Below are 23,879 nucleotides of genomic sequence, written 5' to 3'. Positions count from 1 at the left end.
CCGATCGTCGCGGCGGGGGGAGGCGGCCTGTGATTGCGCCACAGGATCGAAGGGATCGTGTTCTGTCTGTTCCTCGCGATCGGTCCATGAAGCACCGGCCTGGGACCCAAGCCCTTGCCCACGTTCGCGGCGATACTTCAGGTCTGAAATGCCAATACCAGCAAACCGCCACACCATCAGTGGGACAACACTTCCCACGAGAAAGACTGCCAGTGCGGCGTTGTCACGGACGAAGTCGATTCTCCCCACACCGAAGACCAGCACAGCGACGAAAACGATCCACAACGCAGCGCAGGCTATCCGGGTACGCAGTGCCTCGCGGATCCCGATCTTCGCGGGCGGAACTGGCGAAGAGTTGGGGACCATCGCACGTGCCTCTCTCAGTGGTAGATGCTTGTTCATCGTATGCCCCTGACCGTCGAGCCGAGGCGTGCCAGAGCGTCCGACATCACGGCTTCGTCACCGCGGTTCTCGAGCAGCGCACCGGGGTCGGACAGGCTCTCACCCTCGGCCAACGTCAGAGCAGTGCGATCAACTCGATCGAGTGGGTTGTTCGATAGCCATCGTTCGACGAGATCAGCAAGCGGCGTAGGCACACCGGGGGTGATGACGTCCAGCCGGGGCGCGTCAGGCCTGGTCTTTTCCAGCCACCGTCGGTACTCGTCCGATCGGCGGTCGACTTTGCCGTTGTCGAGCAGGGGCATGTCGACCCAACGGGACTCGGCGAAGTCACGCGGGTACGCCCCCGAGATGAGCCGATAGACCATTGCGCCCACTGACCACAGGTCGCACAGTGCCGTTTGATGGCCGAGTCCGCGCCCCGGGAGGATCTGTTCGATCGCGGCGTAGTTGTACGTGCCGGTGAAGGTGGAGTCCATGTCGGTGAACCCTGCTTGATCGAATGCGCGGGTCGCTCCGGCGATACCGAAGTCGGTGAGCACAGCGTGAGGTTCTCCATTGATCAAGTCGACAAGGACGTTGGCAGGCTTGATGTCGAGGTGCAGGAAGCCGGCGCGGTGCGTCACGAGCAGAGCTTCCAGCGTCTGGTGGATCAACTCCAGCAGTGGAAGTATCGGCACTTCGTTACCCCATCGGTCCTCCACGTACTTCTTCATATCGCCTAGCGGGTAGTGCCTCATGACGATGAACGGTCTCTCGGAATCGTCGTCTAGCTGCACGTCTTGTCCACTGACTATGTCGACGACATGGTGCCGACCCAACGGAATGAGCCGAGCGAGAACGTCGCGTTCGAGCCCTTTTAACGCTGGCTGCTTGGCCGGCGCAAACGCAGGATCGATTTTCCCGATCTTGGCTACGAAGTATTCCTCCCGAGTCGTTTGGTCTTCGTCCTCACGATCTTTTCTGGTGCACAGCCAGAGGTCGTACCACCGTGTTCGAGCGTCCGGGAGTGGTTCCACGAGCTGGAATTTGTCCCCGTCAGTCGTTCGGAGGACGTATCCGGGTCCGACACCGTTCGTCGGTTCGGAGTCCGGGTCGACGAGTGTCTCCGGCTCATCGAGAACATCGTCACGGGCGTTGGTCGGGGATTGCCAGCGCCCCCGAATGTCGTCGGCTTGTTTCTCGAAGACGTCGGTGAAGAACGCGCGGCGTTGATCGGCCGCGGGCTTCTTCCATCCCCTCTGCTTTTCCAGGAAGTGTGGAACAGCGTGCACAGAGTCGTTGATCTTCTCGGCCAGTTCGTTGTTCGCGTCGATGCTGTCCTTGCGGACCCGCGCGTCATGACCGGTGGTGCCGCCGACGAACTTCGCGGTCAACGGCACCAGATCGATGCTGGCGAGCACGATGAACAACAGGATGCGTACTGCCCAGATAGTGGTTCCGTGTTCTCCGGAGGCAAGTGAGGACAGCGCGACGATCCGACGCAGTAGCCCGTTCTGGCTGGTGTCAGCCTCGCTGGGTACCGGTACAGCGTTGACCTGTTCGCTGACCAGAATCTGTGCTTGGCATGTATCGATGGCCTGCTGTGTCAGGTCAGTGCTCGTCGGTCCTTGGCCGCACGCTTGCAACTGGTCGGCGGTGAAGCCTGATGGTTTGAGTATCACCGTGTAGTCCTGGCGCGCAGCGACTGCTCGCTGAAGCGCTTCGTTCGCTCTCGCGACTGCAGCGGAGGCCTCTTGTCCTTCTGCGCCGAGCCCCGGGATGCCGGTTCCCGTCTCGCAGTCCGGTGCCGGGTTTGATTCGCACTTGAGCACGCGATTCGCGTCCTCGACCTGTTTCGTCGCGGCATCGACCGAGGCCGTGAGACGGTCGACGGCTGTGTTCGGGTACTCGATTTGCTCTTTGTACCTCTGCTCTGCCGATGCCTTGGCATCGAGCCGAGCCTGGTTGTACTCGTTCTGCTGCCGGACTGCTGCAGCATTGTTGTCTCGATCGACCTGCGCTGAGATCTCGTCGTCGAAAAGCGTCAGCTCAACGCCCTCGGCCATCAAGATCGCGATGCCCGCGGCGAGGAGAAAGCGCACGAAGAACAGGCTGAATTTGCTCCGCCACCGCGACGAGGTGAGCGGCCGGGAAACGATCAGGCGGTCGACGTTGAACACGACGATCGTCCACACCACTCCGATGGCAATCACCAGCGCCAGCGGCAGATTCGAGTAGCCAGTGGTAGCGAGCAGCACTGCGGAAATGCCCGAGATGATCGAGGTCACGATCACCGACATCCCCAGGCTGCAGTACCAGTTGAGCTCCGCTTTTTCCTTGATGTGCATCCAGTTGGCACCGCAGCAACCGAGTAGAAAGCGTGCGATGGGGCCGGGTCGAGTGATCGTGTCCGGTCGGGTGGGGGTTGTCATGGCCGTGGCCTTTCCGAATGCTGCTGAACGCCGACGGGATCGGCATCACGATGGTCGCAGGTGTTGAAGTAACTAGAAGTCATCCGCGTCGGCCGCTCTGCACGAGAAACAACAGAGGTAGGAGATCCACGCTGACCAGAACGAAGAACAGCCCGACCACGACGAGCCAGACCGGGCCCGCGTTCTCGGAGTTCCACAGCAAGGAACCGAATGCCTCGAGGTGCGGGAGAAGCCCGTTGCTCGAGCGCGCGGGTGGGTGCTCCGGGGCGAGTTGGTCGACGCTCGATTCGACCAGCAGCATGCCCTGACAGCGGTCGGAATCGTAGGGCGTCAACTCGGTCGTCTGTTTCGAGTATCCCACGTTGCAAGTTGGACTGCGTCGAAGGGGGCAGGCACCGGAAAGACGGTGTACTCGGCAAGCCGCTGCTGGGCCGAAGTGCGCTCAGTGGTGACAGCATCCAGCTCTTCATTGGCCGCCACCGACCGAGGGCCTATTCCTACTTCGCCTGTGCCGGAAAAACAATCGGGTGAAGACGTCATCTCGCACATCACCATTTGCCAGGCCCCGGCTTCGCGCATTTCAAGACCGGAGACTGCGTCCTGCAGGCTGTCTCGCATCTGCGCAGGCTGCGACAGTTGCTCGGCGTACATCCTCGACGCGACATCACGGTTGGCTTCTCGGCTGCGGTACCACTCGTTCAAGTCGTCTTGTTGATGCATCGCCACGTTCACCGCGACCTGAGAGCGAACCTCTTGCCCGAAGATCGCCATCCCGAACACCCAGGAACCCGTCCCGGCAGTGAGCACGCTCACGGACGCCATGACGGCCACACTGACGAGATGCGATCCGGTTCGTCGCGACCGCGCGAACACGGTGGACGCCACGGTCGCCACCACGAGGCGGCGATACGAAAAGTAGAGGGCGGCAACAACGACGCTGACGATCGATGCCCACACAGGACCCATGTCGGCAAGCCCCGCAATGATCGTCGCGCTCAGCGCGACGATCATTGTCGAGAACAAACCAGCTACTCCGACGCTCTGCAGCAGAGTCCATGTACCAACGGGCGCAGTACGTACGTACGTCGGGCCGGCGCACCACACGAGCGCCTGGGAGAAACGACTCGGCCCGTACTGGCCGCTCAATTCCTCACCCCCTCGCTCGACTCCGCCGCCGACCGACCCGTCCGGATAGACCGTTGGCTCCTCGTCGTCGTAGGACGTCACGCTGCCTTCCCCGCTCATTGCGCTGCCCGATCGGTAGTCCGTAACTGCGGCCGACTATCGGCCATCCGCGCTGCGAACACGGCGACACCCGAGCTGCGCTCGGACGCACGTGGGCCACGCCGCGCTGCGCTCGTCGAATGCGCGTTATGCGCCTCGACAACACGGTCCGATCCACGAAGACAGATCAGATCGTCACAGCTGCAGTACAGTTCGGCGCTCACACCGACGCCGGAGGCAACGACCTGAACGACTCGAACGCCGGCAGCCCGGAGCGCGCGTGCAAGCGGTGCGAAGATGTGGTCCCCGGACGCGATGATCACCTCATCGTGCTGGTGAGCCACCCTGCCCACATCCACCGAATCGAGCAACGCGAGGTCCGCGGCATCCGGCGCGGACGTGACACCGATACGCCGAGCGTTCGCCGGGACGGCGAAGAATGCCGGCGCGGCATGTCGCCAGGCTGCGGCGACCGTAATCTGGTCACGCTCTCCGACACCCACATCGGTGACGTAGTCCGCCCACCAGGCGGAGCATCGGACAGCGGAAACGTCGCCGGACACCATGTTCTCGATGTCGAGCAAGTGCAATCTGGATGGATCGATTCGGCTAGCCCGGTCGTCGCTCATGACTTCTCCGATCTCCGTCAGGACCCGCATATACGGGGTCTGACGATGATCAAACTGGAGGAGAGGCGACGACAACAGAATCGGTGCGTCCCCTTTGCCCGGGAACCTTGAATGCAACTACAGAACGACTGTTTGGCCGATGTCAACGGCTCAAGCTCTGCACGCCGACTCCCACGATATCTCGCGAGGTCGGTGGGGTAACCGCGTTTCCGCACATCCGAACATTTCGCTGCTTGGTTCCCCCGCGTAGAACGTACGTCGACGCGAAGCCCATTGCGCCTTTGAGTTCCGGTACGTCGAGCATTCTGAAGGACAGGTCTTCGACAGCGATCGGTCGGCGTGTGGACTTTCGATGGTGAGCGGCAGCGGGCACGACCAAGCCATGGTGGTTACCCGATGCCGTCACGGTGCAGAGAGCGTCGCTGACCGATCGCGCAGTCGAACCTCCACCTCGCAGCTCTGCGATGAACGGGGTGATCACCGCATGATGGCGGCCGCCCGCGGATACGGTCGACAGCGCCTCCGAGGTTCGATGATTCTTCGACTGGCCCCGCAGCACCGACACGAACGGCTCGAACACCGGGGCCCGCCCCTCAGACGGCCGTGATCTTGCCTGCCGATACTCGAACAGCGTGCCCGCGGCTTCTCTCGCGTCCTCGGCATGCGGAGCTGCCCAATACCGGTCGATGCCGGCCTGGATTCGTGCGATCGTTTTCGGCTTCAACGGACGAGTGCGGTCCCCTATCCGCTGGCCGGTCTTGGTCCAGTCGATGATGGTCGAGGCAGGGAGCCAGTCGGGCTCGAGCACGGTGTCCGCACACGCACGTGCGGGGCACCGGTAGGAGTACTGGCTACGGTACTTACCCACAGCCACCCCTGGGTTCTTCCAGGCCTGCAACGCACGCACGGGCCCGCAGCGAGAGCAGGTTGCCGGCGGACGGACCACGGTCTCGAAGTCAGGTGCCCGGTTGCCGGCCTTCCAGAAGCACACATAGAGGCGATCGCGGGACTGCGGCGCTGGTGTCCCAAAAGTCCATGAGTGCATCGAATTCAGGCAGATAAGGCGATGTTCGTAACCGAGGGCGTGCATCGCCGCGATCCATGGCCTGTAGAGAGGCCATGAGTAGATCTCGACGACGTTCTCGACGAAAACCAATTCGTATCGGTGATACTCGGTGAACCGAACGACGTCCCACATCGTCGCCCTCGATCGCTCGGCGGCCTCGGACGGTAGGTCGTCGGACAGTAACGAGATCTGCGCGGCGAGGCGCTTGGCCCCGCGAGCATTCGAGTGCCAGGTGCATTCGGGGCTGAACCATCCGATTGTCGTGCGAGGAAACAGCTTCGGAGTGATCTGAGAGAGGTCCGCGAGGATGTGCTCGGTGTGCTGGTGGTTGTACTGGTGCGTCTCGATTGCCTTGTCCCAGTGGTTCGACGCTGCCGATACCCTCACCCCGGGGATGGCGATCATTCCGGTCGTAGATCCGCCGGCACCGCAGAAGAAGTCCGATGCCGTGATGTCGAGCGATCCTCTCATCGTCCGGCTCCGTCGGGCACGCTGTCCCACACCCGTCGGTCGAGGATCCGGCCGGCGGCCTTACGGCCGACTCGTCGAACTTCGGTGCCGTCGTCGAAGTGGTGGTAGTCGCGGAATCTGGCGATCACCTCCGCTGGTGCCCACTCGCCCCACTGCTTGAACAGAAAGGGCACATCGGCAGCGGTGCACTGGTCCCGGATCTCTCGTACCCATCGCGGATGCATAGGCCGTGCCCCGCGGCCGGACTCACCGCCAACGATCACCCAGTCGAGCGCTGGTTCGCGCTCGCCGCCGCATTTCGAGTCTTCGACCGAACGGAGCCCGTCGCGAGTCAGCGCTCCTCCGATTCTGCTGGGTCGTAGGCGCGTGAAGTCGATCGGTCCGAGGAGCGGTTCGGCAGAGACGAACCGAAGAGCTGCAGGCGTGTCCAGCAGCGCCCATACTCGCAGGTCTGCAGTCTTCTGGTCTTCGGCCGAGACGCCGATCCACAGGTTCGGCAGCGGCCAGCTCTGGTACCAGACATCGGCGGGGCGGAAGGCTGCGACGACGCCAGCGATGGCGTCGTCGACGGCGCGGCGGAAGGCATCGGACTGGAGCAGTGCCCGCATCCGAGCGGGTCTCTTGGTGAGCAATTGAAAGGTGTGCTGGCGGGCGAGCGCGATCACCGCGAACACCGCGAACACCCGGGCGATGTAGTCGTCCGGGATTGCTGGATGGAAGAGGTCGCTCATCGAATTCACGAAGATCCGGCGTGGCCGGCTCCATCGCAGCGGCTGGTCGAGCTTGCCGGGGCGCATCTCGACGTCGAATCCGTGCTCGAAGTAGTGCCCCGGTGTGCCGCGGAACCGCTCAGCGAGGGTTTGGGCGTAGCAATGATCGCAGCCCGACGAGACTGCGGTGCAGCCGGTGACCGGGTTCCAGGTTGCGTCGGTCCATTCGATGGCCGTGGCGTCGCCCATCATCGCTCTTCCGGGTCGTGGAGGGCATCGAGGAGCTGGAATCGTAGATCGGCGTCAATCGCGAACGAGATCCCCCTGCTGGGCAATTCGATCGTGTAGCTGTTTCGATCAGGTGCGGTCGTGATGATCCATGGGTTGGGGTGGAGCGGGACAGCGTTTGTGTCGGTGGTGGGGTCGGTTTCGGTCATGGCGTCCTCCGAACGTTGGGTCATTGGCTGCAGACGCTCGACGCTGTTCGCGCATCGGCGCTGGTGATGTCGAGGTCGTATTTCGCGGCCACGGTGAGATACGAAGTGACGTAACGGCATTGGTATGGCGCGTTGGGTGGCAGCCAGGTGTCGATTCCCTTGTCCGACTTCTGCTGATTCGTACGTCCGTCCACCGCGAGCAAGTTGATGTCGACGTCGTTGGCGAAGGCGGTTCGCTGGTCGATCGACCAGGCCCACGCCCCTGCGTCCCACGCCCTCGCCAACGGGTACACGTGATCGATCTGAATCTTCCCGAGGTCGTCGATCGTCGATCCTGTGTAGGGGTCGTGGAGTATCCCTGCTGCGACTTTGCAGTCGCGGGTTCCGGGCTTGAACTCGACGTCGATCAGTTGGGTTGCCAGGACGTCGTTTCGAGTGTCACAGCCGTTGTGCGATCCAGGGGCGGACGAGTCATCGGTCCACGCCGGGCCGAACACGCACCCTGAGCCCTTCTTGCAGGATCGGTCGTATCCATCGACGTCTGCGAGCGAGTCCACCGTTTCGAGCTGAGCGAGGAGCTGCGCGATGGGTACAGGCGTGCTCGCCGCGGCTGGGTCTGGGGTGTTGACCACCGCTAGTCGTGAGAGCGGATCGGCGTGCGTTCCGAACGTGTACGTCCCGACCGCGAGTACGGCCATCACGATGGGCACCGCGATGCGGAGTCGTCCGCGCGCGCTCATCGAACCGCCTCCGCCGGCAAGTCGGCATGCCCGCAGCTTCCGCGCCGCCTACGGTCCGAACGGTCTGACCAACGATGCAGTAGTGCCAGAGTCAGAGCCGAGAAGGCAGCGAGCAACGTGCCGGCCAAGGAGATGACCAAACTGACGGTGACCAGATCCTTCACGATCGGCAGAGCCCCGTTGAAGATCGCGAGCATGCCGACGACGTAGCCGACACATGCAAGCGCAACAGTGCGAGCCTCGCGGCGGCCATCTTCGGCCGCGAGGTGGCGCTCTACGTCGTGGATGAGGCCGTCTCGGCCGGATTGTGGGTCCATCAGGGAGTCCTTTCGTAGTGAGCGCGATAGCAAACGCAGTCCTGCACGGGGTAGATAGCGTGGCGGTGAGGTCTGTGACAGCCGGCCACTGAATCGCAACCCAGGAGCGTTCTCCTGTGGCTGCACCGGGCGGGCAATATGCGCCCGGGTGTCACAAGCGTTGCGAGTTCGGGGCCGTCTGGTACTGGTCTAGTGGCCGGTCGCCGGGATGGACCGGGCCGACGTTGCGACGCCACGGCCCGGTCAGGTAGTCGTAGTGCTCTTGAGTGAAATCGGAACCGATCAGATCTCGTACGACCAAGCCTCGGCCGACATCGCGGGCAGCGACTCTGGCAGCCCCGCATCCGAGGACGCCGAGCAGGTTCATGGTCGCTGTGAGTTCGTGACGCCGATTGTCGCCGCAGGCCGCCGTGTGGGCAGCATGTGTCGCTTTCCGCCAGCCGGGTGCGCACCACCACGCGGCGCTGACCGTCTCCGGTGCGGTTTCCAGCAGATCGGACTCGACGTCGAGGGTGCGCGCCAAGTCGAACACCTGCCGCCACCGCAATCCGAAAACCACCTCGAAAACGTGGTCCGTCAGCTCATGGTCAGGAACGGTTGGTCGGAAGCGGTCGGCGGCGTTCGGAGTAGCAGCAAAGTACCTCTCAGACAGGCCGTGTTGCATCCGGCGATGGACTTCGCTGGCGATGGCGCTGTGCGCCTTACTGTTCGAGCTGCAGCCGGTACTGCCGGCAGCTCGTGCGTGCGGTGAGAGGTCGACCGAGGGCGGCCGCGTTGTCGAGATCGAGGATTGCATGGGTACTCCCGTTTCTGTGGGACAGATGGTCGGTCTGTCGATCAATTTCTGACTGGTCTCTGTGCCGCTATGCGACCAACAACGCGGCGCTATATCACTCTGCTGCTTAATTTTCCGATCTTTCAGCGCCGTCCAGCCAGTCACCGATCCTGCCGCGGACGGCGTCACCACCGGGGGGATCGTCGTAGGCGTCTTCGAGCGCTCCCCGCGCTCCGGATGAGATGACCGCGAGATCGCAGTCTCGTGTGTCGGCCCAGTCGCCCCACGTCCATCCCCTTCCTGCGTCGATGTGAAATTGTGTTGCTGCAGCCGGAACACCGTCGACGAAGACTTGGATGTGGGTAGGACCATCTGGATCGCGGACGACGATCACCTCGATCCGAAGTGCGGGGGCGAATCTTCTCGTCACGATGTCGCACCGGCCAGACGCTCGGGCCTGTCGAACTCCCCTGCCGCCCGACTATTCGAGTTCACAGTCCGGTGGTGGCGCGACGCAGCCTCTCTCGGTGGCCGTGCCCTGTGAACGGGCTTGGCATCCGTTGCGCCGCTACGCCGTCGAAGCAGCCACTCGATCCCGGTTGCTACAGCACACGCCACGGAGGAAACGGCGAACACCATCGCTACACGACGCGGATCTCCGTCGATGGCGGCATCGTCGGTCCGGCGCAGCAGTGCAGCCCAAGCCAAGCCGGCAAATGCAGCGAAGACAGCCAACACCCCCGCAACACCGCGCGCTACGGCTACCACGCAATATCGCGACGAACCCGAACTGCTCGCAGGTACATGATTCCTACCGTCGATCCGGACGAGGACTCTCATATTCGACACACCTCTGCACTTCTCGGAAGTCGGATGGTCAGTCCGCTCATCTGGTGAAAACGCCGACAACAACAGAAGTCGTCGTCGCCGCGGCTTCGTGGAACCACCCACCAAGCCGATACGCCAGGACACTACCCACCGGACCCGGAGTTCGCTAGGGCTCAGCAGCGAAAACGTCCCCGGCGCACCCAGTGCCGGGGACGGGCCTGGGGCGAGCAGCGACCCGGCGCACCGAACCGCCGCTCACTCCTCTCCCCAGAGCGTCCCCTACTCGGTCCCGTACAGCTCGCAGCGGTAGTGGTCTTGACCGCGTTCGTCTACGGCGTCCCAATCGACGCCGACGGCGTCGGCAAGGTGCCGCAGGTCGCTCAGAAAGTCTCCGAACACCGTTGTCAGTTCCTCGGTTTCGAGGCCGATCGGTCTGGCGTATGCGATCAGCCCTTCGGCAGCGTTGGCCGCTCGAACACCGTTGTCCCGGCTTTGGGTATCGAGGGTGTAGCCGATGCGCGGACGCTCGCGTCCCTCGACCGATGCGTGGAGTTCTTTCGGCGTCTCGATGCCGGATAGCCGCTCGGCCTTGTACTCGATACTTGTGTCGGACATGTTGTGTGCCTTTCTTTTTGGGGATCGCTACACGACGGGCGTGCAGTGCAGTGCGGCCATCAGGCCGGTGTGGGTGGCGTGAGCCGGGGATGGTTCGGCGTGTTCGAGGACGTGGGCGGTGGCGTCATCGATGACCACAGTCATGTGGGCTCGGTGGCGGGTGAGCATCACGCACGCTCTGCCGGGGTCGAGATTGAACGGCTCGGCTGTCCGGTACCCGGCAAGCGGGTGCAACACGACAACGGCGGCGCGTTCGAGGCCTTGCAGAGAGTTTGCGGTGCCGACCAGTACGTCGGGGTGATCCGAGAGCAAGGCCCGGACAGCGGCAGCCTGCGTGACATGAGGGACGACGACAGCCAGGTCCGCCGCTGTCATGGCCCGCTGTCCGTCCGGTGTGGTCACATCGGCGTCCAGCAGTTCTCGCGCGCGCAGGGCGCACTGTGTGGCCAGGACGGGGTCGGTTGGGCCTCCGATGACCCGCACTGGCCGATGCGCGAGTTCGGGCAGGCCGGGGCCGCTGGAATCGGTCAGATGCTCCGGTGGGCGACGGGAAGTGAAAGGCAGGCCGGGGTAGAACAGCGGTTGAATGAGGGCCGTTGTCCTCGCGCCGAGACGCCAGGTGTGTCGCAGACGGACCACGCCGACCGAATCGCCGTGAGCTGCTTGCAGAGCGAGGGGGGCAGGCAGGTTCGGTGCGGTCTCGCTGCCCTCCCACCGCGATACGTCTCCGGTGACCACCGGATCGATCTGTCCGGGGTCTCCGACGCAGACGACCTGTCGAGCCATCGCGCCGAGCGCCCCCAGATCGGCGTAGGTACATTGCCATGCTTCGTCCACGATCAACACATCGGCACCGATTCGGTCCGGGTCCGAGAAGAGCCACGGCGCCGTGGTACCGATGAGAATTGCGCCAGTCTCATTCGACCACCGCACTTTTCGTCCTGTCACTACGGGAGTGCTTCCACTGTCGGGGAGGGGTGCTTTCGCCTTCCAGATCAACGCTGCTCGATCTGTCAGCGCGCCGAGCCGACGCGCGATTTCCACGGCTTGTTCTCGGGTTTGCGCCGCGATACCCACCCGTAGGTCTGCGCGATGGGCCAAGGCGGCGGCGAGCAACGCGACCAGTCGAGTTTTTCCTGCGCCCGGTGGTGACGGGACGACGACAACGGGGTCTCCGGACCACACAGAGAACAGCACGCGTGCAGTGATCGGGTCGGCCATGATCTGTGATCCGGGCCAATGGGCGGGCGATGACGGTTCGGTTCCCTTGAAAGGTGTTGCGTCGGGGTTCGGGGTGTCCGCTCCGGGTGCGACGATACGCATTGTTGTCCCGTTCTTCTTCTAATGTGTTGTTCATGAATACTTTTGGTCGTCTTCTGATCACGGAGCGTCCTCTGCACCCGCTATCAGGACATCGAGCGGGACTTCGCGGCGCACGGCGCTCGGGGCTTGTCCGGTCGAAAGCCAGGAACGGCGAGCGCGGTACAGATTCCAGTACCTCGCCCGTCCTGCTCGCATCGTCGCCGGTGAAGGCGGTTGGGGCATCAAGGTCACCTGGTCTCCGTCGTTCGGTGCGTGCGCTCCGAACACCCCGATACCGAGCGTCAGTTTGCCGTTGACCACCTGTGCGGACGTGACGTCGGCAGAGAAGCGCTCGAAGGGTTGATCGAGCGGTGATCCGACCCATCCCGTAACTGCCGAATCAACCCGCATCCTTGAGTCCAGCCGGTCGCAGGTCACCGACACCGAAACGTTGCGGCGGCGTGAACCTGTCGGCGGTGCCGCCACCGATGCGATGCCCTGGGCCACGTGTCCTGTATGCAGCGCACGTACTCGCCACAGTGGATCACTCAGCAACGCAGCGGCTTTGAGGTCGGCGGCATCGCATCGGGTCCGTAGTCCCATGGCCGCACTAGCTGAGTTGTCCGGCCGTGACCAGTCGTGGCCCGCAGTCGTGGCCGACAATGTCCGATCCCAGGAGTATCGGTCATCGTCGTGTATCGGATCGAGAAGCGGCAACAGCGGTCCCGTTGCGATGCACGCTGCCCACTCATGCAGGCCTGCGACGCTCTCGTCGGTAATGCCGAGCCAGGAACGCCATGTTCGGGCCGCTCGCTCGGCGTCGGGCGCAGTGCCGAGGACCAGACGCGAGGACGACGCAGCAACCAGATCGATCACCGCCGACGTTCCGGGATGGTCGGCTCGATCGGCCCACCATCCGATCATGGCGGCAGCCCCCGCTATGTCCGGATCAGGGTGGTGGGCGTGCGCACGCGCCAGGGCCAGCAGGCTCGGTATCGTCGCGGCGTCATCGGTGAGCAGCATGGCCGGTTCAGCCGTACCCACCGTCGTTGCCCCGTTGCGAGCGAGCAGGGCCAGAGCCTCGGTGTCGTGCGCGGACTCTTCGGTGCATCCATCTCGAGCGACGGACACGGCCAGCGTTGTTCCTCGCGTGACCGCACGCACGGCCACGGCGGCTCTGGACGGCTTGAAGGTGGCATGTGCCAGCCGAGGGACCGGTTGCATCTTTTCGGCGGCATAGAGGCGTTGCGCGAGGTCGAACCACTCCACGCTCATCGCTCGTCACCGTCGACGAGGATCAGGGCGTTGCTCGCGCACTCCCACCCTGCGCGCAACGCCATTGTGGCGGCGTCGGCCGCTGCGCTGGCGACGACGATGCGGATATCGGCGGCGGCGATTCCAGTGCCGGTGAGCACCCTGTCTGCGTACTTGAGCAGTTCCACGGGTCCGCTTTCGTTCATCGTGTGGCCCCCGATCCGACTGGCACGTGCACCGTCGATGCCCATGCCGGTGTGACGCCCCTACCCTGGACGCCGCCGATGATTGCGCACACTAGGTGGGACCTCGTGGGCCGGTCGGGCCAGGGTGTATCGCCATCGGTCAGCACCACGACGACGTGGGGTGCAGGGCGCGCAGCGTTGGCTGCGGCGATTCCCACCCTCATATCGGTTCCGCCACCACCAACCAACGTCACATCAGCGACCGATCGTACGTGTTGTGCCGTAGTGGATTTGGCGTCACACGCCAGAATCCGAACCCGGTCGCGTGCTATGCCACCAGCTTTGAGAACTCCCGCCACTTCGCCCATCGCGGCATCGAGGTCTGCGGCGGGAGGGACGGGAGTACGAATAGTTCGTCCTACCCGCCTGCTCTGCCAACGCACGCCGAATTACGGCCCGTAGCAGACGATCCCACGCTACCGTGGGCGGGGCGAGAACATCAGCTGCCCACCGGACCAGTCCCGCCGGGGCACTACCTCGACCGGTACCAGCTGCTTCGCGAACTGCCTGCGCGATAGATCGGCGCACCAGGTCCGCTTCCGCATTGTCCAGTCCCTCCGTGATCACTTCTCCCGAGCCGATGAGTTCACCGGGGACCACAGGGCACCCCGATCCTGATCCGCATCCCGGATCGCCCTCAGCGCCAACGAGTTCGGTGACAGTCTGATGCGCAATCGGGTCACGCAGGTAGTCGTAGTACTGCTCGGCTGTGTCTCCGGAAAGGCAGCCGAATGATTGAGGGGTGATCACCCCTTCGGGCAGGCTGACTCCCGCAGCCAACAGGTCGTCGTTGATTTCGGCGTCGGCCGCGAAGTTCCACACCAGATGATCGATGGGCTTCGCCAGAGCGGCGGCACGGTCGGCGTGTGCCCGTAACAAATGCCCGACCTCGTGCAGCAGCACTGCACCGACCATCGGCACCGGCCACGCGCAAGGCCCGACCAACAGATCCGGATCCAGGTACAGCCGCCACCGAGCGTCGACCGCAAACGTACCCAGGCCCGGTGCCGCCACGGGTTGCGCTGCGAACAGAGCGCGCATGAAGTACGGCATCTGCTCAGCCGACACCAGCCGCGCGAGTCGGAACGCTCGCATTTCAACCGGCTCGAGCTCACGCACGCCGCTCATGCCGCAGCCTCGACCAAACCCGCTGCCACCAGCATCGGCGCAAACCGGCGCGCGCTCGCAGGAACAGCGGCCTTCGCCGGTCGCGCTTTCGCCAGAGTGCGTGCCGCAGCCCCGGCCACGTCGGGTGCTCCTGCCTCGGCGGCGGCAATCAGCGGACCCCAGGCGTTGCGCCACGCTTCGACGGTGCCCCGCGAGGCCGCCCACGCCGTCACGCCGGACAGCACGGCCCACACCAGATCAGGACGCGAGCGCCAATCGAACGCCGTCTCGGGGTTTTCGATCACGGCAACGGGGTCTGGGAGGTCGGCCTTGCGACGCCATTCGAGGAATTCGACACCCGCGCCTTCCCCGATCAAGCCGAATACCACCGCGTTGGTCGCCGCATTGTCGTCGTCGCAAAGATGTGGCAACACCCGCGCAAGCATCGACCAGGTGCGCCGAGACGGCCATGCTCCACCTGTCTGCACTCCGACCTTCGGAAACGCATCGAGCGCCTCGGGCGCACGCTGGATGTACCCGATGATGGAACTGCGCACCAACGCCTCCCGCTGCTCGTCGCTGGTCACCGCACGCGAAGAGGCCGTGCTTGCCCAACCCGTGGCCATACCGTCGAGCCATTCATCGACAGACGGCGTGAACTCGATGTGGCAGAAGCGGTTTGCTAAGGGAGCCTCCAACTCGTACCCCCCTGCAGCGCAATCGGGCGGATTCGCACCTGCGATGACCCGAGTCCCCTTCGGCAGTTGCAGATCACCCACCTTCAAATCCAGTGCGACTGCCAGCATCGCCGCCTGAACGGCCGGTGGACTCGTGGTCAGCTCGTCCAGAAAGAGGTAGCCCCCACCCTCTGCATGTAGCCGTCGCGCCCAATCCGGGGCCTCCAATCTCACGCCACTCTCACGGACTACCGGTAGGCCTGCGAAGTCGGCGGGCTCCCGCAAGGACCCCAAGACCGTTTCGCACAACACCCCCTCGGATGCAGCAAGTGCTCGAACCAGGCTCGACTTCCCCATACCCGGACCCGAGATCAACAACGACGGGACACCAGCCCTCCCGCACGCATCCACAACAGTTACCGCAGTCGCCAAATCCGGCATCGCAAAACTCCTCGAAAGATGGGCAAGATGGTCAGTCTCACCAACAACAGGACGCCTCAATCTTACTGCGTCAGAACGCTTTTCACCCAGTCACACCAACCGTCAACGTCCCCGGCGCACTCAGTGCCGGGGACATTGACGGTCCGGGCTCAAAGAGCACCGGACCGCCACGTGTGCTGCGTGAAGTGTCCGGGTCCCTCGATATCGTCGAACCCACTCGAAAAAGGCCGGGTCGCCCGAAAGAAAGGACCCAACACGTGACACCGCTCGAAACAGCCATCGCCGCGCCACTGCCCCCGCCCGCGGCGGCGGACATTTCGTCATGGCGCTCGGACGCATTGTGCGCACAGACAGACCCCGAGGAGTTCTTCCCGCCCCCGGGTGGAGCAACCAGCAGAGCAAAGCGGGTCTGCGCAGAATGCCCCGCCAGAGCCGCTTGCCTCGCCCATGCACTGACGTACAACGAACAACACGGAATTTGGGGCGGAAGGACACCACGAGAGCGCCAAGAGCTTCAGCACACCACAGCCATAGAGAGCCGGCCTACCCGGCATCAACAACAGGCGCTCACGATAGCCACGCTTTCGGCCCAGAACGTCCCAGCCGAGTCCAGTGCAAGCCAGCTCGGAATCACGACCCGGCAGGTGTACCGAATACGCTCCCGCACAGCGTGAATCAACGCGCGATTCGCCGGTCAGACCTGCCTGGTGATGCCTACCCCGTTACAGTCGGCGCGATCAACCGCGGTTGATCGTCGAAGCGTCTCGACTTGCGTCGCTCCTCGCTGAAGGCTTCTCGCCGCAGGTGATGTCTTGGCCGGCGAGAAGGTCCGCAAGAACGACCGCGCGCGCCGCATGGGCCAAGATTTCGGCAGGTAGCGGTGGACCATCGAGGGTTCGGATTCGCATGGTTGTCAGTATGGCGTTCGGCTCCGACAAGTTGCTGTCCCGCAACGTTTCCGGTGCGTGTTCACGGGTCACTGGGGTGTCCATGGCATGCATAGCTCGCGCATTCTCGACCGGTGCATGTGCGGTGGCCGTATCGCGCCTCGGCCCAAACCGCCTGTTTCGACTGTTGGTTTGCCCTGCAGACAGATGCGTGGGCTCAGGCGGCCGAGGTGGCCGTTCGGATGGAGGTGGCCGGCCGACCAGTCATCGATGTCGACGGGCTGCACTTCCCATCTCAGCACCTGCCCCTCGCCCTGGCTGCGCTTCTTCCCGATCGCATCGATCGACGCCAGGGTTGCGCTCACCCGGTCGATGTCGCCGACACCTCTCCAGAGCACAGTCCGCGTGGAGGTCAGTAGGAGCGGCATTTGGCGTGCGCGATATCGGCCCTGCCGGTCGGAGATGACCGATGGTCGGTACCTCGCGAGTTGCTCGAGCGCACGGTGGTCGGGTCGTCCGCTCCAGTGATGGATTTCCGGGGCGTCGGCCAGGTCTTCGGGATAGGCGTATGTCGCGCACCAATGCCAGTCGTCGCCTCCCCCCAGAGTGCACCGAGCGAGTGGTAGATCCAGATCGGCGGGCACCTCGTCGGGGCCGGCGGCTTCGAGGTACTGTCCGCGGTCCCGAGCAGCGGCTTTTTCGTCTTCCCACATCTCGGATGCGAGCAAGCCATCGAGGCTCGTCGCCCACGGAGCTGCATGCGCAAGTCCGACCGCCAGGTGTGCTTTTACCTCGAACGGCCTCATCACGTCAACGCCTCCATGACTTCCAGCGCCTCGTCACGGCGCTCTCGAAGATGGGTTCGCCAGTCGAGCTCTTTCGGCTCGTCGCCGGCGAGAAGGGTCCGCTCGAATCTGGTGCGGACGAGGCCGTGTCCGATAGCTGTACGCCCGCCGATGGTTCCGGACTCGACGAACCTGCCAACGACGTCGGAGAAGAAGGCCACGTCCAGATCGGTTGCGCGATCGAGACGCAAAAAGGACTCGAATCGTGTACCGGCAGGCAGCGTTTCGATCTCATAACGCATCAGAGAGCTACCGTCGACGGTGGCTGCGTCGGTTCGGCCGACTGCGGGGAAGTCATGATCGGTGGAATCGTCGAACCGGCTGTACCGTTCGAGCGCCATGGTGTCGAATTGGCTCAAGACAGCACGGTCCGGTGCGGGACGGCTCATGAGGTGGTCGGTTTCGAGGACGTGCGGGATCACTTTGCCCACGCGGAGACAGCCGTCGATCATTCGACCGCCGCCGCTCCCGCCGAACACGCTGACCTGTGGGTTCAATGTACGGAGCCGGTGTAGCCGTTCGCCGGACAGCGGCTCTCCGGTGACCTTGGTCAGGCTGCCCCCGTTCCGAAGTGTGTGTGCTGCAGACAAGCTGAGAAGCCCTTCGTATGCGAGGACGTCCCGTAATAGCTCCTCCCCGATCCGCCGGAGCGCCCCTCGGAAGGAGTTCCCGGACACAATCGGAACCAAGGCTGCGGAACCGTTGGGCTGCTGTATTTTTTCGCGCCGGAACAAGGTCGTTGTGGTGGCGCTGTGTTCACCGCGGTGCGAGATTGCCGAGACCGCTGTGATGTCGAGCTGCCAGCGCATGGTCGAGGTCACTTCTGCCTCCTGGGCGATGTAGCAGTCGCTGCGGTGGACCGGCGCGCTTGAACAGCTTCGGCCACGATCCGTGTTCGGAGTACGAGGGCGGTGGTGTTTTCCCGTAAGAGGGTCAGGACCGGTATCGATTCCTCGCGTAGAAGGACCGATAGTTCGAGGCGTTGTTCTTTCGTCGACGGCGCTGACTCGAGATCGGTTGCCACGGTGCTCCACCATCGATCGAGGTCGGCTCCGCCGGTGTATGTCGCGACCCGGACTCGGTCTGGCAGGTGGTGGTCCCAGTACAGCTCTCTCCGGCGTCCCACCCACCCGGTGTCCCAGTTGATTCCGTAGTGCAGCAGCAACAACAGTCGTTCAGCTATTGCTGCCGCACCGGTGACGGGCGGCAGAAAGCTCGCTGCGTCCAGCCAGGTTCGGGTCGGTGTCGTAGCTCTGGTCGGGGTCATGCCGTGCCTCTGGTTGACGTTGAAGCCGTCGCTGCGAGGTCGAGGTACACAGGACGCTCTCGCCACGGATCGAGGCTGTCCCAATCCGCGAACACAGACGTCCACGTTCGATGAGGAATGTTCTTGAGCGTGCTGAATGCCGGCGCTGCGCGCGCAAGCGCTGCCAGGGAGAACCCTCGCCGTCGCAATCGCACGACTGCGCTCAGGCGTTCCGCGTCGTGCTCTGTCCATGGAAGCGCGACGTCGTCGACGGCGACCCGACCCCACCGGGCATGAGGAAGAATGTGCTTGCGCCCAGGGCGTAACGGAACCACGACGGCGGACGTCGGAGAGATCGCTTGTCCCAGAACGCGACGTAAGCGGGTCTTCGACAATTTTGTGGCGCACACTGGATCACTGGTGACCAGCAGGAGGTCCGAGCGAAGTGCCGTTGTCGTGTACACCCAGACGCAGACGTGACACATCGTAGGAGCCGCAACGTCTACCCACCCGTCGAACCCGGTGAACGTTCTCGACACAGTCTCACGCACTCGCCGTCCGGAACCTTCTGTCGCGCCACCGCACCGCGCGCACGCGGAGTCACCAGAAACGCCGGCTGGTGGCCACGAAACCGCGCATCCTGTTGCGGCCTTGTAGGCGGTCGTCACAACGTCGAGCGCCGCACTGCCCCTTGATAGTTCGACCATCTCTGCACTCTAACGGCGCGCCCGGACACCACGGACAGGCCAACTTTCACCGGCACGGTCCAACTCACCAAGGACTCGGGCCGGGCGCTGGTGCGTGCCGGCCGACGTTGGCAGGAAAGTCGTCGGCGAGGAGAGCAGCCAGCTCGACGAACGCGCGTTGTGCAGGCTTGCCCAGTAACTCGAGATCGATGGTGTCGCCTTCGGCAAGGTGGTCGTCGTACGGGACGACCTGGACGGCGCGAGTGCGTTCTGCGAAGTAGGACTTGAGTTGCTCGACATCGAGGGCCGTCGAGCCCTTCCGTGATTCGTTGATGACGACAACGGTGCGTTTGACCAGGTCGTCGAAGCCGTGTCGCGACAGCCATTCGAGGGTCGCCCCAGCGCTGCGCGCTCCGTCCTTGGCCGCGGAGGAGACCAGGACCAATGCGTCGGCTTCTTTGAGGACCCCTGCCATGGCCGAGTTCATGAGACCGGTGCCGCAATCGGTCAAGATGATGTTGTAGAACTGTTCGAGGATGCGCAGTGCGGCGGTGTAGTCGTGCTCGTTGAATGCCTCGGAAACGGACGGATCACGCTCGCTTGCAAGAACTTCGAGCCTGCTTCGCGCTTGCGAGGTGTAGCTCCGTACGTCGGAGTAGCTGTGTACTTCTTTGTCCGCGAGCAAGTCCCGCACTGTGCGGTCACTGTCTCGGTGAATGCGGTAGGCGAGCGTCCCGAAATCTGGGTTGGCGTCATAGGCAATGACGCGCTCGCCCCGCAGTGCTGCGAATGTCGATCCAAGCCCTGTTGTCGTGGTTGTTTTTCCGACCCCGCCCTTCATGGACAGGACTGCGATCTTGTAGTTCCCTCGAACCGGTTGCCGTACGCGGCGCAGGAGCTGCTCGTACTCGAGTTCAGCCGGCGACTGTCCGGGATTGGCTGAACCGAACGAGAGTCGGTAGAGCCACCGTCGCCAACCTTTGCTCGGAGGCAGTTGCGCACGGCGGATCAGCTCCAGTTCGTCGATCGACCGCGGAGGGGCAACAGCTGCTGTCGGCCTTGCTGTCGGAATTGCTGTCGGCACTGGTTCTACCAACTGAACGGGCTGCGAGGTGAAGGGGCGATGAGCTGTCACTGCCAGAGAGTCGGAGGCGCTTGTTGGCTCCGGGTGAGACGTCGGTGCTGAACTGTCGACCGACTTGTTGGTGTGCCATTGCTCAACAGCGGGTGCGGAGCCGCCCTGCCCTGGCCAGGCCGAGGGCCGGTCCGGCATTGGTGCCTGACCATCGTTGACGCGCGGCGGCCGTGAGGCCGGCTCCGAGGTGGGTCGATGTGCACCAGAATTGGGCTGGCTCGCCGAGGGGGAGCTGCTGGGTGCGGAGCTGGGCCGGTCTCTCTGCGCGAATTCTGATGCGACTTTGGACCGGGCTTGGGATACGTTTTTCGACACGTTTTCATCAGCGTTGTTGGCTGCGACTTTGGGTGCGTCGTTCGGCACGAATTCGCTGGCTACAGGCTGTTCACGGGCGGGTTCTGGATGGCCTACGCCCGAGTCCTGGACGAGGTCACCGTCCTGCCCATCGTGGCGATCTTCCGACCCCCCTTCCGGCTCGGAATGGTTCGACTGATCGGTCGCATTGTTCGCCGCCGACGGATCGACCACCCACCGGGGCAACGCGCTGCCTGGGTCGGACTCTGTGGGACTCATCGGTCGCCACCTCTTCCTCTTGCTCATTCAACGGACGATATCCGGGCGAACATAACACCGGCACCGGACACCTCGAACACCCCGAAAACTGCTGCCGAGCGGCCCCACGGACCGCCGTTGTGCAACCGGTAATTCCGCCTGTTCGGGTACAGCTTCTGCTTTGTCCAGTCTGAAGTGTCCGTGTCCCGACTATCGTTGTGGCGGTGCGTAGCAACGATTTCGACGGCCTCGATCTCACTCGACTACGGTCCCTTCGATCCTCGCGGCATGACATTTCGACGATCGTCGATCGCGTGGCCGAACACCTCGACGAATTCGATGGGTACGTCGCATTCAGCGGTGGAAAAGATTCCGTCGTTGCTGTCGATCTCGCCCGCCAGGCGGACCCAGATGTCCCGGTAGCCTTTTTCGATTCCGGTCTCGAATACCCCGAGACCTACGCCTACGTCGAGCAGATTGCGACGAAGCTGGGACTGGACCTGCACATCATTCGCGCTGAACCAACGCTGCTGACAGTGATGGCCCGGACCGGGGAATGGGACCACGGCGGTAGCCCGTCGGCTCATGTACCCGCACGAGGCTTCGAGACCTTGATTGCGCAGCCTGCCCGGGCTGCGCACACCAAGTTCGGTGACGGGGAGGTCTGGGGCGTGCGGGCAGACGAATCCAGGAAAGGAACCGGCAGGTGGTCGATGTACTACTCCGCTCTCGCACGTGAGATCAGCGAGCGCTGCCAAGGCGCGAGCTGCTGCAGCAACAAAGCGGAGCAGCGTCGACACCACGGGGGGACGGTTCGCCGCACCGATGGAACTGTGGCCTATGGGCCGGTATGGGACTGGTCCGCGGACGATGTGCTCGCCTATTCGCATCAGCACGACCTTCCGAGCAACCCTGTCTACGCCAAACTGGCCGCGCTGGGCGCACCTGCAGCGAATCTGCGGGTTTCACACATTCTCGACGGAAATTTCCTCGAATCGGGCAGGGTCACTCGTCTGCGTCGAGGTTGGCCGAGCCTGTTCGAGGAGATCGCCGCAGTGCTCCCGCGAATACGCGAGTTCGTGTAGATCGCCATATCGACTGTGCGCGTGTAGCATTCCTGGCACTGAGATTGCACAGGGTGAGTCGGAGGCACACCACACGGTGGCCTCCGACTACTTTTTTTGCATCAGAACCAAACGACCTCTTGTCGGCCGATCGGCGCTAGCTCAGGCGTAGGTTCATGAGGTCTGAACTTTCCGGGTTGAGCTCCAACAACAGGCGATACCCCGGCCCTGTCCGCTCGGTCTCGTCGGGCAGGTTCAGCATTCGACCCACCAGATCGTCTCTGCCGATCTCATGAGCGAATTGTTCGGCGCTCGCGAGGCGCTGAGCGTAACGCGCCTCATCGCGGGGGTCGAGAAATTTCCTCATCGTGTACATGCCGTAGGCGGCCTGCTCGGCTTCGCGAGACGGAATCGGGTAAGTCATTGCTTCGAAGGCATCGTCGGTGAGCGGCGATCTGTTTCCCTCCATGTGGTGCAGGTTCTCGGCCACCTGCCGCACAGTCGGAGCCGCGCCCGAAGGCCCGGAGTGAAGTAGATACGCCCAAGGGGTCGAATGCACGAGATACCGTGGGATATAGCGCTTGTTTCGGCGGGTAGCAGCTGGGATGAGAGCTGGCGGGAAGACTGATGTGGATGGGTTCTCATAAATTTCTTTGACCTTCTGCGCCGCGGAGACTGCGCACCCCCAATCCAACGAGCCCCACATCGGATACGGAACGTGCCCGCCGTGCACCGCCCTGAGGTTGCGTGCGATCGCATCGATGTACTGGCCCTTTACGAGAAATCTATCTTCGGGCCACCCGTTGAAGAAGACATACAACGGAGTTGCACCGTCGAGCCTGCTCTTCAAAATCAGGGTCTCGTACTGCTTGACTTCTTTAACTGAGTGTCCGAGCTGCTCATAGCGGTTGAATTTGTGGCTGGCGCGTTTTGCTTGAATACGAAGCTTGATCCACCGCTCGTCGGCCGAAGAACCGATCCACCACTCCCAATCCGCACCGTTGCCCGCCTCGACCGCCTTGGCGTATTTCGTCACTCTCAGCGCCGGAATACGCTGCTGAAGCTTGATCAAGTTGAGGTCGGTGAGCGTCTCTTCTCCAGGTCCGATGCCGCCTGCAATTCCCGTCTCCATCAGATCCCAGGTATCAGAGGCTGCTTCATTCATCGCGTGGACCATGTAATTGGCACTGAAGTGTGTACTCATCCCGGGGCCGACTTCAGGCGCTCTTGCGGTCGCGTCGCGATCCCAGTTCGTCGATTCGGGTGACCTTGTCGCTTCCCACAGAAACTGCAGGGAGCGCACGGATATCGGCAGCCACGTCCGCGACTGTATGTCCGATCGCGATGCCGAACACGCCCTGACCACCGTGTAGCAAGTCCACTATCTCGTCGTCAGATGTGCACTCGTACACCGAAATACCGTCGCAGAGCAGAGTTACAGACGCCAGCCCCTGGGCGTCACGCGCACGCAGGCACTCGATCGCAATGCGTACATTCTGCAAAGACACTCCGGCCTCGAGGAGACGACGAATCACTTTGACCACCACGATGTCGGAGAAGGCATACATCCTTTGCGATCCCGAACCGGATGCAGGGCGGATCGACGGTGACACAAGCCCTGTACGGGCCCAGTAGTCGAGCTGGCGGTACGTTACCCCAGTCACTTGCTGGACCTGGGGCGATTTGTACCCCAGACACCCGTTCACGGCGTCGGCGGCGGTGCCGTTCGAGGTCTTGAAAAGCCCCGGCACGATGTCCTCGAACGAACCCTGTTCGCTGCAGCTCACAACTCGCACCCACCCTTTAATCGATC

Annotated in this window: 24 protein-coding genes and 1 pseudogene; 2 read left to right on the top strand and 23 right to left on the bottom strand. The window is 63.3% G+C overall.

The window, feature by feature from the left end:
* Nucleotides 1-398: 398 nt before the first annotated feature.
* The 17 genes and pseudogenes from CH251_RS26220 to CH251_RS26140 form a co-directional block, all read right to left on the bottom strand.
* The gene (locus CH251_RS26220) at nt 399-2,813 is read right to left on the bottom strand and encodes a DUF4407 domain-containing protein (protein WP_015586230.1); all 2,415 of its coding nucleotides are present in this window, start codon (nt 2,811-2,813) and stop codon (nt 399-401) included.
* 79 nt (nt 2,814-2,892) lie between these two features.
* Nucleotides 2,893-3,114, bottom strand: coding sequence for a hypothetical protein (locus tag CH251_RS26215; protein ID WP_143544993.1), 222 nt, complete (start codon nt 3,112-3,114; stop codon nt 2,893-2,895).
* A 29-nt stretch (nt 3,115-3,143) separates the two neighbouring features.
* Nucleotides 3,144-4,040 carry a DUF4407 domain-containing protein gene (locus tag CH251_RS26210; RefSeq protein WP_179275134.1) on the bottom strand — a complete coding sequence of 299 codons (897 nt, stop codon included), beginning with the start codon at nt 4,038-4,040 and terminating at the stop codon, nt 3,144-3,146.
* Nucleotides 4,041-4,054: 14 nt separating this feature from the next.
* The gene (locus tag CH251_RS26205) at nt 4,055-4,666 is read right to left on the bottom strand and encodes an NYN domain-containing protein (RefSeq protein WP_157773221.1); all 612 of its coding nucleotides are present in this window, start codon (nt 4,664-4,666) and stop codon (nt 4,055-4,057) included.
* A 142-nt stretch (nt 4,667-4,808) separates the two neighbouring features.
* Entirely contained in the window at nt 4,809-6,203 is a 1,395-nt protein-coding gene (locus CH251_RS26200) for a DNA cytosine methyltransferase (RefSeq protein WP_015586227.1), read from the bottom strand.
* Nucleotides 6,200-7,162, bottom strand: coding sequence for a DUF5131 family protein (locus CH251_RS26195; protein ID WP_015586226.1), 963 nt, complete (start codon nt 7,160-7,162; stop codon nt 6,200-6,202). The genes CH251_RS26200 and CH251_RS26195 overlap by 4 nt, the downstream gene beginning before the upstream one ends.
* A complete protein-coding gene (locus tag CH251_RS26190; RefSeq protein WP_139278549.1) occupies nt 7,162-7,350 on the bottom strand; it encodes a hypothetical protein in 189 nt (62 codons plus the stop codon). Before CH251_RS26190 ends, CH251_RS26195 begins: the two co-directional genes overlap by 1 nt.
* A 20-nt stretch (nt 7,351-7,370) precedes the next feature.
* Nucleotides 7,371-8,090 carry an HNH endonuclease family protein gene (locus CH251_RS26185; RefSeq protein WP_015586224.1) on the bottom strand — a complete coding sequence of 240 codons (720 nt, stop codon included), beginning with the start codon at nt 8,088-8,090 and terminating at the stop codon, nt 7,371-7,373.
* Complete coding sequence (locus CH251_RS26180; protein ID WP_015586223.1) at nt 8,087-8,407, bottom strand: hypothetical protein; 321 nt, start codon at nt 8,405-8,407, stop codon at nt 8,087-8,089. Before CH251_RS26180 ends, CH251_RS26185 begins: the two co-directional genes overlap by 4 nt.
* A 151-nt stretch (nt 8,408-8,558) precedes the next feature.
* Complete coding sequence (locus CH251_RS26175; RefSeq protein ID WP_032375879.1) at nt 8,559-8,966, bottom strand: hypothetical protein; 408 nt, start codon at nt 8,964-8,966, stop codon at nt 8,559-8,561.
* 343 nt (nt 8,967-9,309) lie between these two features.
* Nucleotides 9,310-9,612 (bottom strand): hypothetical protein, encoded by a 303-nt coding sequence (locus tag CH251_RS26170; RefSeq protein WP_032375878.1) that lies wholly within the window; start codon nt 9,610-9,612, stop codon nt 9,310-9,312.
* Between the two features lie 677 nt (nt 9,613-10,289).
* Complete coding sequence (locus CH251_RS26165; RefSeq protein ID WP_015586219.1) at nt 10,290-10,625, bottom strand: hypothetical protein; 336 nt, start codon at nt 10,623-10,625, stop codon at nt 10,290-10,292.
* A gap of 27 nt (nt 10,626-10,652) precedes the next feature.
* Nucleotides 10,653-11,948: an AAA family ATPase gene (locus CH251_RS26160; protein WP_015586218.1), complete on the bottom strand. Its 1,296-nt coding sequence runs from the start codon at nt 11,946-11,948 to the stop codon at nt 10,653-10,655.
* A gap of 57 nt (nt 11,949-12,005) precedes the next feature.
* A complete protein-coding gene (locus CH251_RS26155) occupies nt 12,006-13,202 on the bottom strand; it encodes a hypothetical protein (RefSeq protein ID WP_015586217.1) in 1,197 nt (398 codons plus the stop codon).
* The gene (locus CH251_RS26150) at nt 13,199-13,387 is read right to left on the bottom strand and encodes a hypothetical protein (RefSeq protein WP_032364835.1); all 189 of its coding nucleotides are present in this window, start codon (nt 13,385-13,387) and stop codon (nt 13,199-13,201) included. The genes CH251_RS26155 and CH251_RS26150 overlap by 4 nt, the downstream gene beginning before the upstream one ends.
* Nucleotides 13,384-14,554, bottom strand: a pseudogene (locus tag CH251_RS26145) (VWA-like domain-containing protein). The gene CH251_RS26150 and the pseudogene CH251_RS26145 overlap by 4 nt, the downstream one beginning before the upstream one ends.
* Complete coding sequence (locus CH251_RS26140; RefSeq protein ID WP_015586215.1) at nt 14,551-15,651, bottom strand: ATP-binding protein; 1,101 nt, start codon at nt 15,649-15,651, stop codon at nt 14,551-14,553. Before CH251_RS26140 ends, CH251_RS26145 begins: the two are co-directional and overlap by 4 nt.
* Here CH251_RS26140 and CH251_RS28335 point away from each other — a divergent pair.
* Nucleotides 15,540-16,325 carry a WhiB family transcriptional regulator gene (locus CH251_RS28335; protein WP_244165176.1) on the top strand — a complete coding sequence of 262 codons (786 nt, stop codon included), beginning with the start codon at nt 15,540-15,542 and terminating at the stop codon, nt 16,323-16,325. The two genes, CH251_RS26140 and CH251_RS28335, sit on opposite strands and share 112 nt — an antisense overlap.
* A gap of 302 nt (nt 16,326-16,627) precedes the next feature.
* On the opposite strand, the gene CH251_RS26125 is transcribed toward CH251_RS28335, so the two are convergent.
* The 4 genes from CH251_RS26125 to CH251_RS28105 form a co-directional block, all read right to left on the bottom strand.
* Nucleotides 16,628-17,344, bottom strand: coding sequence for a hypothetical protein (locus CH251_RS26125; RefSeq protein ID WP_015586212.1), 717 nt, complete (start codon nt 17,342-17,344; stop codon nt 16,628-16,630).
* Entirely contained in the window at nt 17,344-17,742 is a 399-nt protein-coding gene (locus tag CH251_RS28190; protein ID WP_306436839.1) for a hypothetical protein, read from the bottom strand. The genes CH251_RS26125 and CH251_RS28190 overlap by 1 nt, the downstream gene beginning before the upstream one ends.
* 458 nt (nt 17,743-18,200) lie before the next feature.
* Nucleotides 18,201-18,650 (bottom strand): hypothetical protein, encoded by a 450-nt coding sequence (locus CH251_RS26115; protein ID WP_015586210.1) that lies wholly within the window; start codon nt 18,648-18,650, stop codon nt 18,201-18,203.
* Nucleotides 18,651-19,400: 750 nt separating this feature from the next.
* Nucleotides 19,401-20,399: a MinD/ParA family protein gene (locus CH251_RS28105; protein ID WP_306436838.1), complete on the bottom strand. Its 999-nt coding sequence runs from the start codon at nt 20,397-20,399 to the stop codon at nt 19,401-19,403.
* Nucleotides 20,400-21,220: 821 nt separating this feature from the next.
* Here CH251_RS28105 and CH251_RS26100 point away from each other — a divergent pair.
* Complete coding sequence (locus CH251_RS26100) at nt 21,221-22,087, top strand: phosphoadenosine phosphosulfate reductase family protein (protein WP_015586207.1); 867 nt, start codon at nt 21,221-21,223, stop codon at nt 22,085-22,087.
* Nucleotides 22,088-22,223: 136 nt separating this feature from the next.
* Here CH251_RS26100 and CH251_RS26095 read toward each other — a convergent pair whose 3' ends face one another.
* Together CH251_RS26095 and CH251_RS26090 are read right to left on the bottom strand one after the other, a co-directional pair.
* Nucleotides 22,224-23,231, bottom strand: coding sequence for a DUF6615 family protein (locus CH251_RS26095; protein WP_139278550.1), 1,008 nt, complete (start codon nt 23,229-23,231; stop codon nt 22,224-22,226).
* Between the two features lie 52 nt (nt 23,232-23,283).
* Complete coding sequence (locus CH251_RS26090) at nt 23,284-23,853, bottom strand: MerR family transcriptional regulator (protein WP_015586205.1); 570 nt, start codon at nt 23,851-23,853, stop codon at nt 23,284-23,286.
* Nucleotides 23,854-23,879 lie beyond the last annotated feature (26 nt).

It is taken from the genome of Rhodococcus sp. 06-462-5, assembly GCF_002258315.1.
Taxonomy (GTDB): domain Bacteria; phylum Actinomycetota; class Actinomycetes; order Mycobacteriales; family Mycobacteriaceae; genus Rhodococcoides.
This window is presented reverse-complemented; position numbering and strand designations above follow the sequence as displayed.

Coding starts and splice junctions, on each gene's coding strand:
- CH251_RS26215 (WP_143544993.1), bottom strand. CDS start 3,114: ATGCTGCTGGTCGAATCGAGCGTCGACCAACTCGCCCCGGAGCACCCA.
- CH251_RS26140 (WP_015586215.1), bottom strand. CDS start 15,651: ATGCCGGATTTGGCGACTGCGGTAACTGTTGTGGATGCGTGCGGGAGG.
- CH251_RS26125 (WP_015586212.1), bottom strand. CDS start 17,344: ATGAGGCCGTTCGAGGTAAAAGCACACCTGGCGGTCGGACTTGCGCAT.
- CH251_RS26200 (WP_015586227.1), bottom strand. CDS start 6,203: ATGAGAGGATCGCTCGACATCACGGCATCGGACTTCTTCTGCGGTGCC.
- CH251_RS26220 (WP_015586230.1), bottom strand. CDS start 2,813: ATGACAACCCCCACCCGACCGGACACGATCACTCGACCCGGCCCCATC.
- CH251_RS26165 (WP_015586219.1), bottom strand. CDS start 10,625: ATGTCCGACACAAGTATCGAGTACAAGGCCGAGCGGCTATCCGGCATC.
- CH251_RS26205 (WP_157773221.1), bottom strand. CDS start 4,666: ATGAGCGACGACCGGGCTAGCCGAATCGATCCATCCAGATTGCACTTG.
- CH251_RS26155 (WP_015586217.1), bottom strand. CDS start 13,202: ATGAGCGTGGAGTGGTTCGACCTCGCGCAACGCCTCTATGCCGCCGAA.
- CH251_RS26190 (WP_139278549.1), bottom strand. CDS start 7,350: ATGACCGAAACCGACCCCACCACCGACACAAACGCTGTCCCGCTCCAC.
- CH251_RS26150 (WP_032364835.1), bottom strand. CDS start 13,387: ATGAACGAAAGCGGACCCGTGGAACTGCTCAAGTACGCAGACAGGGTG.
- CH251_RS26160 (WP_015586218.1), bottom strand. CDS start 11,948: ATGCGTATCGTCGCACCCGGAGCGGACACCCCGAACCCCGACGCAACA.
- CH251_RS26095 (WP_139278550.1), bottom strand. CDS start 23,231: ATGAATGAAGCAGCCTCTGATACCTGGGATCTGATGGAGACGGGAATT.
- CH251_RS26195 (WP_015586226.1), bottom strand. CDS start 7,162: ATGGGCGACGCCACGGCCATCGAATGGACCGACGCAACCTGGAACCCG.
- CH251_RS26185 (WP_015586224.1), bottom strand. CDS start 8,090: ATGAGCGCGCGCGGACGACTCCGCATCGCGGTGCCCATCGTGATGGCC.
- CH251_RS26115 (WP_015586210.1), bottom strand. CDS start 18,650: ATGACCCCGACCAGAGCTACGACACCGACCCGAACCTGGCTGGACGCA.
- CH251_RS26180 (WP_015586223.1), bottom strand. CDS start 8,407: ATGGACCCACAATCCGGCCGAGACGGCCTCATCCACGACGTAGAGCGC.